General features: G+C 70.6%; 9 protein-coding genes. 6 read left to right on the forward strand and 3 right to left on the reverse strand.

Features of this window, described 5'->3' with window-relative positions; all coding sequences use genetic code 11:
* The first annotated feature begins 477 nt into the window (after positions 1–477).
* Positions 478–2,997, forward strand: coding sequence for an ATP-dependent Clp protease ATP-binding subunit (locus AB0P06_RS08385; RefSeq protein WP_363606034.1), 2,520 nt, complete (start codon positions 478–480; stop codon positions 2,995–2,997).
* Positions 2,998–3,349: 352 nt separating this feature from the next.
* Complete coding sequence (locus tag AB0P06_RS08390; RefSeq protein ID WP_363606036.1) at positions 3,350–5,698, forward strand: immune inhibitor A domain-containing protein; 2,349 nt, start codon at positions 3,350–3,352, stop codon at positions 5,696–5,698.
* A gap of 98 nt (positions 5,699–5,796) precedes the next feature.
* Here AB0P06_RS08390 and AB0P06_RS08395 read toward each other — a convergent pair whose 3' ends face one another.
* Complete coding sequence (locus AB0P06_RS08395; RefSeq protein WP_363606038.1) at positions 5,797–6,966, reverse strand: beta-eliminating lyase-related protein; 1,170 nt, start codon at positions 6,964–6,966, stop codon at positions 5,797–5,799.
* Between the two features lie 348 nt (positions 6,967–7,314).
* Between AB0P06_RS08395 and AB0P06_RS08400 the strand changes: the two genes are divergently transcribed.
* Positions 7,315–8,247, forward strand: coding sequence for a peptidoglycan DD-metalloendopeptidase family protein (locus tag AB0P06_RS08400; protein ID WP_363606040.1), 933 nt, complete (start codon positions 7,315–7,317; stop codon positions 8,245–8,247).
* A 199-nt stretch (positions 8,248–8,446) separates the two neighbouring features.
* Here the strand turns inward: AB0P06_RS08400 and AB0P06_RS08405 are convergent, their stop codons facing one another.
* Positions 8,447–9,076, reverse strand: a complete 630-nt coding sequence (locus AB0P06_RS08405; protein WP_363606041.1) for a helix-turn-helix domain-containing protein — start codon at positions 9,074–9,076, stop codon at positions 8,447–8,449.
* Positions 9,077–9,398: 322 nt separating this feature from the next.
* Between AB0P06_RS08405 and AB0P06_RS08410 the strand changes: the two genes are divergently transcribed.
* Positions 9,399–10,925 carry an MDR family MFS transporter gene (locus tag AB0P06_RS08410; RefSeq protein ID WP_363606068.1) on the forward strand — a complete coding sequence of 509 codons (1,527 nt, stop codon included), beginning with the start codon at positions 9,399–9,401 and terminating at the stop codon, positions 10,923–10,925.
* A gap of 75 nt (positions 10,926–11,000) precedes the next feature.
* Here AB0P06_RS08410 and AB0P06_RS08415 read toward each other — a convergent pair whose 3' ends face one another.
* Complete coding sequence (locus AB0P06_RS08415; RefSeq protein ID WP_363606043.1) at positions 11,001–11,933, reverse strand: A/G-specific adenine glycosylase; 933 nt, start codon at positions 11,931–11,933, stop codon at positions 11,001–11,003.
* Positions 11,934–12,129: 196 nt separating this feature from the next.
* On the opposite strand from AB0P06_RS08415, the gene AB0P06_RS08420 reads away from it, so the two are divergent.
* Positions 12,130–13,002, forward strand: a complete 873-nt coding sequence (locus tag AB0P06_RS08420) for a hypothetical protein (RefSeq protein WP_363606044.1) — start codon at positions 12,130–12,132, stop codon at positions 13,000–13,002.
* Between the two features lie 500 nt (positions 13,003–13,502).
* Entirely contained in the window at positions 13,503–14,717 is a 1,215-nt protein-coding gene (locus tag AB0P06_RS08425; protein ID WP_363606046.1) for a S8 family serine peptidase, read from the forward strand.
* Positions 14,718–14,867 lie beyond the last annotated feature (150 nt).

Raw genomic sequence — 14,867 nt, forward strand, 5'->3', positions numbered from 1 at the left:
GCGGCGGAACAATCACGAGCCGTGCAACGCTGTAAGGGCGAAGCGGTAACGCGGACACCACCGGGACGGTGCGACGGCCGCGGCTGAACCACCGTCACCGCCGGCCGACTTCTCGCCAGGCGAACACCATCGCCACGGAAACTGCGCGAGAACCACCCCGATACCGGGTATGAATGCCGGTGGACGGGGTCGTGTACCCCGCCCGGGGCAGTACGCGTGACCGGCCGGGGGCCGTCCGGCTGCGCCGAGGCAGGTGTTGTTCGCCGATGGCGTAGCGGTATCCGGTGCATCCGGCCCACCTGTGGGAACACCGTCTCCCAGCATCAGGTTGGGATTGGTGTCGGCTGGTCGCGCAGCATCTCGCTCCCGTAGCGGGGAGTGAATCCGTGGGCCGCGCCGCTGAGCGGGACTAGCATGCGGAAGGACAGGGCGGGGACCGACCCCGAACTGCCCGACCGCTCTGAGGAGCGATAAACGATGTTCGAGAGGTTCACCGACCGCGCGCGGCGGGTTGTCGTCCTGGCTCAGGAAGAAGCCCGGATGCTCAACCACAACTACATCGGCACCGAGCACATCCTCCTGGGTCTGATCCACGAGGGTGAGGGTGTCGCCGCTAAGGCCCTGGAGAGCCTCGGGATTTCTCTTGAGGCCGTTCGCCAGCAGGTCGAGGAGATCATCGGCCAGGGCCAGCAGGCCCCGTCCGGTCACATTCCCTTCACCCCCCGGGCGAAGAAGGTCCTGGAGCTGTCGCTCCGGGAGGCCCTGCAGCTCGGTCACAACTACATCGGCACCGAGCACATCCTGCTCGGCCTCATCCGCGAGGGCGAGGGCGTCGCCGCCCAGGTCCTGGTGAAGCTCGGCGCCGACCTCAACCGGGTGCGCCAGCAGGTCATCCAGCTGCTCTCCGGCTACCAGACCGGGGGCGGCAAGGAGTCGGCCACGGCCGGCGGGCCCGCCGAGGGCACCCCGTCGACCTCGCTGGTCCTGGACCAGTTCGGCCGCAACCTCACCCAGGCCGCCCGCGAGGCCAAGCTCGACCCGGTGATCGGGCGCGAGAAGGAAATCGAGCGGGTCATGCAGGTGCTGTCCCGCCGCACCAAGAACAACCCCGTGCTGATCGGTGAGCCCGGCGTCGGCAAGACGGCCGTGGTCGAGGGCCTGGCCCAGGCGATCGTCAAGGGCGAGGTCCCGGAGACGCTCAAGGACAAGCAGCTCTACACGCTGGACCTGGGCGCCCTGGTGGCCGGCTCCCGCTACCGCGGTGACTTCGAGGAGCGCCTGAAGAAGGTCCTCAAGGAGATCCGCACCCGCGGCGACATCATCCTGTTCATCGACGAGCTGCACACCCTGGTCGGCGCGGGCGCCGCCGAGGGCGCCATCGACGCCGCCAGCATCCTCAAGCCGATGCTGGCCCGCGGCGAGCTGCAGACCATCGGTGCCACCACCCTGGACGAGTACCGCAAGCACCTGGAGAAGGACGCCGCGCTGGAGCGCCGCTTCCAGCCGATCCAGGTCGCCGAGCCCTCGCTGCCGCACACCATCGAGATCCTCAAGGGTCTGCGCGACCGCTACGAGGCCCATCACCGGGTCTCCATCACGGACGCCGCCCTGGTCGCCGCCGCCACCCTGGCCGACCGGTACATCTCGGACCGCTTCCTGCCGGACAAGGCCATCGACCTGATCGACGAGGCCGGTTCGCGCATGCGCATCCGCCGGATGACCGCGCCGCCGGACCTGCGCGAGTTCGACGAGAAGATCGCCGACGTGCGCCGCGAGAAGGAGAGCGCGATCGACGCGCAGGACTTCGAGAAGGCCGCGTCCCTGCGCGACGACGAGAAGCAGCTCCTGCAGGCCAAGACCAAGCGCGAGAAGGAGTGGAAGGCCGGCGACATGGACGTCGTCGCGGAGGTGGACGAGGAGCTCATCGCCGAGGTCCTGGCCACCGCCACCGGCATCCCGGTCTTCAAGCTCACCGAGGAGGAGTCCTCGCGGCTGCTGCGCATGGAGGACGAGCTGCACAAGCGCGTCATCGGCCAGAAGGACGCCATCAAGGCGCTCTCCCAGGCCATCCGGCGCACCCGCGCGGGCCTCAAGGACCCGAAGCGCCCCGGCGGCTCGTTCATCTTCGCCGGCCCGTCCGGTGTCGGTAAGACCGAGCTGTCCAAGACGCTCGCCGAGTTCCTCTTCGGCGACGAGGACGCACTGATCTCGCTCGACATGTCCGAGTTCTCGGAGAAGCACACCGTCTCCCGGCTCTTCGGTTCGCCCCCCGGCTACGTGGGCTACGAGGAGGGCGGCCAGCTGACCGAGAAGGTGCGCCGCAAGCCGTTCTCCGTCGTCCTCTTCGACGAGGTGGAGAAGGCCCACCCGGACATCTTCAACTCGCTGCTGCAGATCCTGGAGGACGGTCGGCTGACCGACTCCCAGGGCCGCGTGGTCGACTTCAAGAACACCGTCATCATCATGACGACCAACCTCGGCACCCGGGACATCTCCAAGGGGTTCAACCTGGGCTTCGCGGCCACGGGCGACTCCACCACCGGGTACGAGCGGATGAAGGCGAAGGTCGGCGAGGAGCTCAAGCAGCACTTCCGCCCCGAGTTCCTGAACCGTGTCGACGACATCGTGGTCTTCCACCAGCTGTCCGAGGAAGACATCATCCAGATCGTCGACCTGATGATCGACAAGGTGGACGGTCGGCTCAGGGACCGTGACATGGGCCTGGAGCTCAGCATCGAGGCCAAGAAGCTGCTGGCCAAGCGCGGCTACGACCCGCTGCTCGGTGCCCGTCCGCTGCGCCGCACCATCCAGCGCGAGATCGAGGACCACCTCTCCGAGAAGATCCTCTTCGGCGAGCTGCGGGCCGGCCACATCGTGGTCGTCGGGGTCGAGGGCGAGGGCAAGGAAGCGAAGTTCACCTTCCGGGGCGAGGAGAAGTCCGCGGTCGCGGACACTCCGGCCGCGGTCGCCTCGTCGGGTCCGGACCTGACGAAGTAGCAACAGTTAACAGATAACAGCACACGGTCTGGGCCCCTGGCGTTCGCGCCAGGGGCCCGGGCCGTTTTGCGTGGCGTCGCGGAAGCCGTGACGCGTCCCACGAAGTCGCAGCTGGCGGGCCCGGCCGGGGGCTGGTGTGCGTGCGACCGGATTTCAAGGCAACTTTAACGCTACGGATATTGACAGATCGTCAGCTGATAGGGAGTCGCGGAGCATAGCGCTGTGGCCATGTCACGGTCAAGGTCTATCTTTTCCGCCCCCGCTTGGATCAAATACGTCCCACCTGTCTTTCATTGGTTCACCGGAAGGCCAAGAGCCGGACCGGTTTGGGGAGGACGTCACAACGTTGAAGATGACCAGGAAAGCCGCTGCGGCCGCCACGGCCGGGGCGGTCATAGCCGCGCTCGGCGCGGGGCTGTTCCCGAGCATGGCCGTCGCGGCCGGCTCTGCCCCCGTCCCGAACGACCCGGCCGACGCCGTTCAGATCAGCACTGATCACAACATTCCGGGCCCGCTGACCGAGAAGGTCGAGGCCGAGCAGAAGCTCGCCACCGAGCAGCTGCTCGCCGGCACCGCCAAGATCGAGCAGCACGGCGGCGGCAGCAGCATCAAGCTCGGCAAGGACAAGTACGTCGAGCTCGCCCGTGAGCGCACGGACAAGATCTTCACCATCCTGGTCGACTTCAGCGACCAGGTGGACAACACCACCAAGACCGCCGATGGCAAGATCAAGTACGGCGGCACCCCCGGCCCGCAGCGCAACCAGATCGAGAAGCCGGACCCGGCCACCAACAACTCGACGCTGTGGCAGGCCGACTACAACCAGCAGCACTACCAGGACCTGTACTTCAGCAAGAACCAGGACTCGCTGAAGACCTACTACGAGAAGCAGTCCTCGGGCCGCTACTCGGTGGACGGTCAGGTCACCGACTGGGTGCGGGTGCCGTGGAACGAGGCCCGCTACGGCTCGGACTTCTGCGGCCAGCACGTCTGCAACAACGCGCAGGACCTGATCCGCGACGGCATCAACGCCTGGGTCGCCGACCAGAAGGCCAAGGGCCAGACGGACGCTCAGATCAAGGCCACGATCTCGCAGTACGACCAGTGGGACCGGTACGACTACAACCACAACGGCAACTTCAACGAGCCGGACGGTTACATCGACCACTTCCAGATCGTGCACGCCGGTGAGGACCAGTCGGCCGGCGGTGGCAAGCAGGGCACCGACGCGCTCTGGGCCCACCGCTCGTACGTCTACAGCACCCAGGCCGGCTCCACCGGCCCGTCCGACAACAAGCTGGGTGGCACCCCGGTCGGCGACACCGGCATCTGGATCGGCGACTACACCATGCAGCCCGAGAACGGCGGCCTCGGTGTCTTCGCCCACGAGTACGGTCACGACCTCGGCCTCCCGGACCTGTACGACACCACGGGCAGCGGAATCGACAACTCGGTCGGCTTCTGGTCGCTGATGTCCTCCGGCTCCTGGCTCGGCGAGGGCAAGAACTCGATCGGCGACATGCCGAACGACCTCGACGCCTGGAGCAAGCTCAAGCTCGGCTGGCTGAAGTTCGACAAGGCCAAGGCCGGCACCGAGTCGACCCACCACATCGGCCCGGTCGAGTTCAACACCAAGCTGCCGCAGGCACTGGTCGTCGACCTCCCGAAGAAGCCCGTCACCACCGTGATCAACACCCCGTACGCGGGTGCCAACGAGTGGTGGAGCGGCAGCGCCGACGACCTGAACGTCACGCTGACCCGCGACGTCGACCTGACCGGCAAGACCACCGCCTCGCTCACCGCGAAGGCCTGGTACGAGCTGGAGCAGGACTTCGACTACGCCTACGGCGAGGTCTCCACCGACGGTGGCGCCACCTGGAAGGCCCTGGACGGCACCTTCAACGGCGTCGCCCTCCCGCACGACCCGGCCGACAACGCCGCCCTGAGCGGCACCTCGGGCAACAAGTGGGGCGACCTGGTCTTCCCGCTGGACGCCTACGCCGGCAAGGCCGTCAAGGTCCGCTTCCACAACACCACGGACGGCGGCCTGCACCTCAAGGGCCTGGCCCTGGACGACATCGCCGTCACCGCCAACGGTGCCACCGTCTTCTCCGACGGTGCCGAGAACGGTGACAACGGCTGGACCGCCAACGGCTTCTCGCGGACCACCGGCAAGTTCACCCAGGACTACGCCCAGTACTACATCGCCGAGAACCGTCAGCCGATCTCGTACGACCGGACCCTGAAGACCGGCCCGTACAACTTCGGCTTCGCCGACAGGCCGAACTGGGTGGAGCACTACCCCTACCAGGCCGGTCTGCTGATCTGGCTGTGGGACACCTCCCAGAGCGACAACAACGTCACCAACCACAAGGGTTCGGGCCTGCTCCTCCCGATCGACTCGCACCCGACCCCGCTGAAGTGGAACGACGGCACCCTGATGCGCCCGCGCATCCAGGGCTACGACTCCACCTTCGGCTCGCGCAAGGTCGACAGCCTGACCCTGCACAAGAACGGCGTCGAGACGGTCGTCCCGAAGGCCAAGGGCATCGACTCGTTCAGCGACCTGAAGTCGTACTGGTCGGCGGACAACCCGTACAGCAGCGTCATCGTCCCCAAGACCGGCACCAGCATCGAGGTCGAGAACGAGTCCTCGAACTACCTCGAGACCTGGATCCGCGTCCGCCCCGTCGACAACTGATCGAACCGAGCAGTGACGATCAGCCTGTGACCAGGCAGCACTGATACACCCTGTCCGGCCCGTCCCCGCACCGCGCGGGGGGCGGGCCGGACGTCTGTTCAGGCCGACCGGCGCGGCAGCAGGGCGAGGAAGGCCGCCGCGGCCTCGGCGACGTCCGCGGCCGTCCACTCCAGGGCGTCGGCGGCCACCGTGACCTCCGTCATCGACAGACCCGGCAGGCCGTTCTCGCGCCAGCCGCCGAACAGCGCGGTCCGCGACTCCTCCGCCAGCCGCAGACCCGCCTCCTCCAGCTCCCCGGGAGCGTGGGGAAGCCAGAGCTGGAACTGGTGGGTGTGCGGCGGGGCCGGGTGGACCCGGGCCCCCGGCACGGCCGCGAACGCCTCGGCCAGGGCCGCCGCGACGGTCCTCGCATGCGTCACATACCCCTCCAGGAGCGGCAGTTCACGATCCAGCCCGGCGAGCGCGGCCAGCGCGGCCGGCCACTGCTGGAAGAGCTGGCCACCGTACCGGTGCCGCCAGGTCCTGGCGGTCCGGACGAAGCCGGCCCCGCCGGCCAGCGCGGCGCCGCTGAGCCCGCCGAGGGTCTTGTAGAAGGAGACGTAGACCGAGTCGGTCAGCGCGACGATCTCCGGCAGCGGGCGGCCGAGATGGACCACCGACTCCCAGATCCGGGCGCCGTCGAGGTGCAGCGCCGCGCCGTGCTCCGCCCGGACGACCTCGGCGACGGCCGCCAGTTCCTCCCAGTCCGGCAGGACGAACCCGGCCTCGCGCAACGGCAGCTCCAGGATCATGGCGGCGTACGGCTCGTCGAAGCCGCGGAGCTCGGCCACCGTGGGCAGACGCGGCGCGATGGTGGGCCAGACGCTGCGCAGCCCGCTGAGGGCGCTGAGCGCGTGCCGCTCGTGCTGCTCGGTGTGGCCGAGCGGATGCGCCGCGACGGTCCGCAGCCCGGCGGCCTCGGCGTGGATCCGCAGCGCGATCTGCTGCGCCATGGTGCCGGTGGGGAAGAAGGCCGCGTCCTCGGTGCCGAGCAGCCCAGCGATCCGGCACTCCAGGGTCCGGACCACGCCGTCGCCGTACATGTCCGGCCGGCGGTCCAGGTCGTACACGCTCGCGCCCTCCTCGGCCAGGGCGGCGAGGCGGTCGCGCAGGCTCTGCGGCCGGGCGCCGGAGAGCAGCCGCTCACAGCCGCGCAGTGCGGCGAAGCGGCGGTCCTGGATGCTCTGCCGGTCGCCGCCTTCGGTCTCTTTGCTCCTATTGGCATACATGCGTTGATGGTCCCGCAGCGGGACCGTCCGGTCAGCGGTGCGGACAGGGGCGGACGGCCAAACCCCGGCGGCGGGTGGCACTGGTCACAGCGCCGCGCTCCGATACGAGCGGCGGTAGTAGAGCGGTGCGGTGGCCGGCCGGGGCGACGAAAGCCGTGAACTGACGATCGGATCACATGATCGTTACTCCGTCGGCTTGAATCTCCGACGCAACGCTGACTACACGCCGTAGTAGGTCACACCGTTTGGGACTCCGCTCGGTGACGGTTAAACCTGAGTGGTCCCCCGCTCAGCACGCCCGAACGGGCCCCTGTGCTGCCCCCGTACGTTCGTGAGGTTGAGCTACCGATGTCCTCTGTCCCGCCCATGGGGCCGGCTCTGCGCCGCCTCGCCGCCCGCACGGCGGCCCAGGCGGCGGCCTGGCAGCCCAGGCTCGGCCGCGCCGTCCGCACCCATACCGCACCGCTGCGCGCACTCGCGGCGCCCGCTCCCGCCCTGCCCGGCACCCGGCTCTGGGACGACCGGCACCGCACCGTCACCGCGGTCGGCGCCACCGCGGTGATACTGTCCGGCGCCCTGCTGGTCGCTTCCCCGGGCAGCGCCTCGGCCCAGACGGTCATACCCACCACCCCCGGCAGCTCGGCCTTCACCGCCCCGCAGGGCGCGGCCCCCGCCCCAGGCCTGGTCCAGGTGTCGGGGCCGAGCCCGTACAAGCTGCCGCACGAGCAGGACTCGGCACAGGAGTACGTGACGGTCGCCGCGAATCTCCTGCCCGTCGAGCCGCCCGCCGAGGTGCCCGCCGAGCCGGCCCCCGCCGAGGACCAGGCGCCCGCGCCCGAACCGGCCCCGGAGCCGGCGCCCGCCCCCGCGCCGGAGTGGTCCGCCCCGGTGCCCGGCGCGCCCACCAGCAACCCGTACGGCGTGGCCAACCCGGAGTACGCGGCCGGCTATCACACCGGGGTGGACTTCGCGGTCGCCCCGGGCACCCCGCTGCTCGCGGTCGGGAACGCCACCGTGGTCTCGGCCGGCTGGGACGGCGCCTACGGCAAGGAGGTCGTCCTGCGGCTGGCGGACGGGCGCTTCGCGCAGTACGCGCACCTGTCGTCGGTCTCGGTGTCGACGGGCGACCGGGTGGCGGCGGCCGAGGAGATCGGCCGGTCCGGGAACACCGGCAACTCGACCGGGCCCCACCTGCACTTCGAGATCCGTGCCAGCAACCACTACGGCGCGGTGATCAACCCGATCGCGTACCTCTCCGGGCACGGGGTCACCGGGTTCTGACGACCGCGCCGGTGGCCGGGCGGCCCGGTCACCGGCGCTTTCGCCGGTCGGGCCGCCCTTCGGTGTGCTCCGCCGCGGGGCGGCCCGGGCGGCCACGAGCCGGCTGCGGGTCGGCCCGGGCGGCCACGAGCCGGCTGCGGGTCGGACGTGTGGACCGGACGTGTGGACCGGGCGTGTGGACCGGACGGGCGCGGGCGGGTCAGACGTGCGCGGCCGGGTGGCCGATCAGGCCGCCGATCTCCAGCGCGACCTGCTGCGCGGCCGTCATGGCCTCCCCCAGGGTGGCCACCTTCGCCTCGCCGTCCTGCGGGTGGTCCGCCGCCTGGCATTCGGAGATGTCCTGCTTGAGCATGAACAGCGCCGAGTTGATGGTGAACAGCGACATCGCGGCGCGCAGCCGGTTCTGGAAGCTCGCGTCCGGGCCGTGCACCAGCCGGATCATCGCGACCATGCGCTCCTTGAACTCCAGCCCGGCCGGCGACTCGCGCAGCGCGGGCTGGTTCTCGTGGAAGAACCGCAGCAGCGGCGCCCGCTCGGACATTCCGGCCGCGAACCGCCGGATCAGCTCGTCCCGGAGCTCCGGCGTCCACGGCTGCTCGCGGCCCCACGCGATGGTGTCGTCGATCGGCGCGGCCATGCTCTGCACGATGCCGTGGACGATGTCGTCCTTGGTCTTGAAGTGGTAGTAGAGCGCGGCCTTGGTGACACCGAGCCGGTCGGCGATCTCACGCAGCGAGGTCTGCTCGTAGCCGTGCTCGGCGAAGAGCTCCAGTGCGACCGCGATGATGCGGGCCCGGGTGTCGCTTCGGGGGCTGTGCGTGGTGCCCATGGCCTGCCTCATGACTGCGTCGGTGACTGCTGCTGCGCTCGGCGGGCGCCGGTCGGAGCGCCCGCCTCGGGCTCATTCTCCCTGGCCCGGAGATCCGTGGGAAAACTGGCTTGACGCCCGGCTGGTAAACAACCTACCGTGCCGACGGTCAGGAAACTAGCCGGGCGACAAGTAAGTAAGCCGTTGCAGGCCCGACGGTCGTCCAACATCCAGTCCGGGAGACACGGAACCCATGTCACAACCGAAGGCCGACAACCCGGCACCGGAGAAGAGGACGGCCGAGGAGGAGGTGCCGCGGTCACCCCGCGAGATCCGCCTGGTCATGGTCGGCCTGGTGGTCACCATGCTGCTGGCCATGCTCGACAACCTGATCGTCGGCACCGCGATGCCGACGATCGTCGGCGACCTGGGCGGTGCCGAGCACCTGTCCTGGGTGGTCACCTCGTACACCCTGGCCACCGCCGCCTCCACCCCGATCTGGGGCAAGATCGGCGACCTCTACGGCCGCAAGGGCACCTTCCTCACCTCGATCGTGATCTTCCTGGCGGGCTCGGCCCTCTCCGGGCTCTCGCAGAACATGAACGAGCTGATCGGCTTCCGCGCCCTCCAGGGCCTCGGCGCCGGCGGTCTGATGGTCGGCGTGATGTCGATCATGGGCGCGCTGGTCCCGCCGCGCGACCGCGGCAAGTACCAGGGCATGTTCGCCGCGGTGATGGCGCTCGCGACCATCGGCGGCCCGCTGGTCGGCGGCTTCATCACCGACCACCTGAGCTGGCACTGGACCTTCTACATCAACCTGCCGCTCGGCGTCGTCGCCCTCGCCGTCGTGGTGGTCACCCTGAAGCTGCCGAAGGTCCGCAGCAAGGCCCGGATCGACTACCTCGGCGCCGTCCTGCTCACCACCGGCATCACCTCCCTCACCCTGATCACCACCTGGGGCGGCCAGGAGTACGCCTGGGGCTCCAAGCAGATCCTGGGCCTGGCCGCGCTCGCCGCCGCCACCCTGATCGCCTTCTGCTACGTCGAGCAGCGGGTCCAGGAGCCGATGCTCCCGCTCGACCTGTTCAAGAACCTGAACTTCACCCTGGTCTCGCTGATCGGCTTCGTCGTCGGCTTCGTGATGTTCGGCTCGACCGTCTTCCTGCCGCTCTACCAGCAGACCGTGCAGGGCGCCTCGGCCACCAACTCCGGCCTGCTGCTGATGCCGATGATGTTCGGCATGCTGGTGGTCTCGCTGGTGGTCGGCCAGGCGGTGACCAAGACCGGCAAGTACCGGATCTTCCCGATCATCGGCACGATCGTGATGACCGTCGGCATGGCGCTGCTCTCCACCCTCTCCACCGAGACCAGCAGCTTCACCTCCGCCTGCTGGATGGTGGTACTGGGCGCCGGCATGGGCTTCCTGATGCAGATCACCATGCTGGTCGCGCAGAACAGCGTCGAGCTCAAGGACATGGGCGTGGCCAGCTCCACCGCCACCCTGTTCCGCACCATCGGCGGCTCCTTCGGTGTGGCGCTGTTCGGCGCGCTGTTCAACAACCGGGTCACCGCGACCATGAAGGAGCGGCTCGGCGACGCGGCCTCGGGCGGCGGCGCGCAGGCCGACCCGGGCCAGATGAGCCCGGCCGCGCTCCGGGCGCTGCCCGCCCCGGTCCAGGACGCCTACCACCACGCGGTGGCCAACGGCATGCACACCGTCTTCCTCTGGGGCGCGGGGGTCGCGGTGATCGCGATCGCCGCCGCGGTCTTCATGCGCGAGGTGCCGCTGCGCGGCGCCGGGACGCCGCCGGAGGACGGGAAGGACGGCGGGAAGTCCGCCGAGCTCAACGCCGAGGCAGTGGCGATCTGACCTTACGCAAATCCCCCCTCTCACCCGAGAGGGGGGATTTCTTTTTCTCCGGGCTCCGCCCCGGAGTTCGTCACGTCATTGCGGCAGGCGGTAGACACCCTGCTCGACCGGCTCGATCAGGCCGTCGGCCACCAGCCCGTCCAGCGCCCGGGCCCGCTGCACCGCGTCCGGCCAGACGGCGTCCAGCCGGGCCTGCTCCACCGAGCCGTGCGCGTCCCGCAGCACCGCCAGCAGCTTGCCGCGCACCTGCCGGTCGGTGCCCTCGTACGACTGGCCGCGCCGGGCCGGGCCCTCGTAGGGCGGGCAGCCGGCCCGCTGCCAGGCGCAGTGGCTGAACAGCGGGCAGCCGCCGCACTCGGGGCTGCGCGCGGTGCAGACCAGCGCGCCCAGTTCCATCACACCGACCGCCCAGGTCGCCGCCGTCTCGGCCGCGTCCGGCAGCAACGCGGTCGCCGTCCGCCGCTCGGCCGCCGTGGTGGCCTGCGCGGGGTACTCCACGCCCGTCACGGCGCGGGCGAAGACCCGGCGGACGTTGGTGTCCAGCACCACATGCCGCTGGCGGAAGGCGAACGAGGCCACCGCCGCCGCCGTGTACTCCCCCACCCCGGGCAGCGAGAGCAGCGTCGCGTGGTCGTCCGGCACCTGGCCGTCGTGCCCCTCGGTGATCGCCACCGCCGCCGCGTGCAGCCGCAGCGCCCGCCGGGGGTAACCCAGTCGCCCCCACATCCGGACGGCCTCGCCGGGCGCGTCCGCCGCCAGGTCCGCGGGGGTGGGCCAGCGCTCCAGCCACGCCCGGTACGCGGGCAGCACCCGCTTCACCGGGGTCTGCTGGAGCATGAACTCGCTCACCATCACCGCCCAGGGCGAGGCCTCCGGCGTCCGCCACGGAAGATCGCGCGCGTTGGCCTCGTACCAGCCGAGGACGGTCGAGTGCAGCACCGGCAGCGGCAGCGCCGACGGGGCGGCGGCGGGTGCGGGGACGGCGGGGGTGACGGTGATGGCAGCCATGGCCCTTCGATCCTCCCACGACCGCGCTCACGCCCGCGCCCCCGGCCGAATCGGAGCGCGCTGCTCCGGATGGTCTACGGAAAAACCCTCGTTTCGGTCTCCCCCGAACGGCGCAAATGGCGGATCATGTGAAGGAAGGGGCGACTGTGCGGTGTTGGTACGTCAAGGGACACACACTGTCTCGTAGAGTTTGGGCGTGCCTTCTCTGCGTCAACCCGTGGGACCACTGCCGGCCTCGATCTACTGGCGCCGGCGCATCGTCGTGCTCGCCGCCGCCGTCGTGGTCATCGCCCTGATTCTCTGGCTGATGTCCGATCAGGGCGGCGGTGGCGACGACTCCCAGGGCAAGGCCGCCCAGGCCGTGCCGTCCCAGTCCCAGTCCCAGTCACCCGCCCAGGCGATCACGCCCGGCGCCTCCCCGAGCGGCCCCGTGAGCGGCGCACGCCCCGGCGGCGGTGCCGCTCCGAGCGGCGGCGCGGTCGCCGGCTCCGGCGGCGGCGATGTCAGCCTCAGCACCGGCGGCACCGGCGGGGGCAGTGCGCCCAGCCCGGCCCCCGGCGGCGCGGGCGGTGGTACGGGCGGCGCGGGCGGCAGCGGCGGCTCGACCGGCGGCAACGGTGGCGGCACGCCGCCGGTGAACACCACCGAGGTGATGGCCCTGCCGGTCTGCGCCTCGTCGCAGGTGACGCTGGAGCTGGCCAGCGCGCAGAACTCCTACCAGCCCAAGGACAAGCCCCGGCTGGCGCTGACCATCCACAACGCCGCCGGCAGCAACTGCCGGGTGGACCTGGGCCGGACGACCTCCGCCATCACCGTGACGGCCGCCAACGGCGACCGGATCTGGTCCTCCGGCGACTGCCCGGCGGACCGTGGCAGCAGCTGGGTGCAGGTCCCGGCGAACGGCGGCATGACCGAGACCTTCACCTGGGACCGCAGCCGCAGCAAGCAGCAGTGCGCCACGGCCGACCCGGCGCCCGCCACGGCCGGCACCTACCTGGTGGTCGCCGACCTCGCCGGCCTCTCCGGCGGCCAGGTCTCGGCGCGCTCCTCGATCCGGCTGGAGAACTGACCTCCACTCAGCCGTCCCGTCCGAAGCCCCGGCCACCGCGCCGGGGCTTCGGCGTTTCCGGCCCTTCCCGGCGCTCCCAGCGCCTCCCCGCACTTCCTGTGCCTCCCGCACTTCCCGGGCACCCCTGACACCCCTGACACCCCTGGCGCCCCCGGGCACGCCGCCCGGACGGCGTTCCGCGGCGCCGTCCGACGCGTTCCGGCCGCCTCGACGGGGCACCGCGCGACCACGGCGTTGAGGAACGGTATCGGCCGGTGACGCCCGGATGGCCCCGGGTGGCACCGAGGCCGGGCCGACGCCCGCCGGATGCCCGTTTCATCCGCTTTGGCCGCGACTCCGCGTGTCCCCGGAGTGTCTCCGCAATGTCCCCGGCATAGCGGCCCCATGACGACCCGAAACCCTTCTTGTCGCGTTCCTGCCATCGGCCGAATCCTGATGACCCCGGGCCGTGACACCGCCCGGACCCCGCTCCGTACCACCGACGAGGAGGAACACCTCTCATGGCAGTGCAGCGCATCACCCGCCGCCGGACCGCGGCCGCCCTCACCACCGCGATCGCCACCGCCGTCCTCTGCGGCGCCGCCACCCTGCCGGCCGGCGCGGCAGAGCTCCCGGAAGGCGTCGTCCAGCAGGCCGACTCGCCGACCGCCGTCCCGGGCAGCTACATCGTCATCCTCAAGGCGGCCTCGGGCATCAAGGCCGGCTCCGCGCAGGGCCGGCAGGTGGTGGCCCGGCACGGCGGCCAGGTCCGGCAGACCTGGGACCGGGCGGTGAACGGCTACGAGGCCGCCCTGACGGCCGAACAGGCCCGCCGGCTGGCCGCCGATCCGGCCGTCGCGGCGGTCGAGGCCAACCAGACCTTCACCGTCGCCGCGACCCAGGTCAACCCGCCGTCCTGGGGCCTGGACCGGATCGACCAGCCGGCTCTCCCGCTCGACTCCCGCTACACCTACCCCGACGCGGCCGGCGCCGGGGTGACCGCGTACGTCATCGACACCGGCGTACGGGTCTCGCACACCGACTTCGGCGGCCGGGCCTCCGACGGCTACGACTTCGTCGACAACGACGCCGTCGCCCAGGACGGCAACGGCCACGGCACGCACGTCGCCGCGACCATCGCGGGCAGCGCCTACGGCGTGGCCAAGAGCGCCAAGGTGGTCGGCGTCCGGGTGCTCGACAACAACGGCTCCGGCACCACGGCCGGCGTGATCGCCGGCGTCAACTGGGTCACCCAGAACGCGAAGAAGCCCGCCGTCGCCAACCTCAGCCTCGGCGGCTCGCCCAGCACCACGCTGGACAGCGCCGTGGCCAACTCGATCGCCTCCGGCGTCACCTACGCCATCGCGGCCGGCAACTCCGCCGCCCCGGCGCAGAACTACTCCCCGGCGAGGGTCCCGACCGCGATCACCGTCGGCGCGACCACCGACACGGACGCCAAGGCCAGTTACTCCAACTACGGCAGCCGGGTGGACATCTTCGCCCCCGGCACGAACATCACCTCGGCCTGGAACACCAGTGACACGGCCACCAACACCATCTCCGGTACGTCGATGGCCAGTCCGCACGTGGCCGGCGCCGCCGCGATCTACCTCTCGTACCACCCGGGGGACACCCCGGCGAGCGTCACCAGCGCCCTCACCGCGGCCGCCACCAGCGGCGTGCTCACCTCGATCGGCAGCGGCAGCCCCAACCTGCTGCTGCGCGTCACCCAGTAGGACGGCCGGAACGACCGCAGTACGGCCGGAACGACGGACGGCCCCCGGGGAGTGGCTTGGGTTCAAGGGGTCGTCGCAACACCACTTGGTTTTAGGTGGTGAGTAGATCACGTAGACGCTCGGCTGGGGTATTCCAGCCGAGCGTCTTGC

Origin of the sequence: Kitasatospora sp. NPDC088351, from assembly GCF_040685575.1 — a bacterium.
In the GTDB taxonomy this organism is placed as follows: domain Bacteria; phylum Actinomycetota; class Actinomycetes; order Streptomycetales; family Streptomycetaceae; genus Kitasatospora.

What these genes read in the sequence shown, in the direction of transcription:
- AB0P06_RS08385 (WP_363606034.1), top strand. Translation starts at nt 478, where the DNA reads ATGTTCGAGAGGTTCACCGACCGCGCGCGGCGGGTTGTCGTCCTGGCT.
- AB0P06_RS08390 (WP_363606036.1), top strand. Translation starts at nt 3,350, where the DNA reads ATGACCAGGAAAGCCGCTGCGGCCGCCACGGCCGGGGCGGTCATAGCC.
- AB0P06_RS08395 (WP_363606038.1), bottom strand. Translation starts at nt 6,966, where the DNA reads ATGTATGCCAATAGGAGCAAAGAGACCGAAGGCGGCGACCGGCAGAGC.
- AB0P06_RS08400 (WP_363606040.1), top strand. Translation starts at nt 7,315, where the DNA reads ATGTCCTCTGTCCCGCCCATGGGGCCGGCTCTGCGCCGCCTCGCCGCC.
- AB0P06_RS08405 (WP_363606041.1), bottom strand. Translation starts at nt 9,076, where the DNA reads ATGGGCACCACGCACAGCCCCCGAAGCGACACCCGGGCCCGCATCATC.
- AB0P06_RS08410 (WP_363606068.1), top strand. Translation starts at nt 9,399, where the DNA reads ATGGTCGGCCTGGTGGTCACCATGCTGCTGGCCATGCTCGACAACCTG.
- AB0P06_RS08415 (WP_363606043.1), bottom strand. Translation starts at nt 11,933, where the DNA reads ATGGCTGCCATCACCGTCACCCCCGCCGTCCCCGCACCCGCCGCCGCC.
- AB0P06_RS08425 (WP_363606046.1), top strand. Translation starts at nt 13,503, where the DNA reads ATGGCAGTGCAGCGCATCACCCGCCGCCGGACCGCGGCCGCCCTCACC.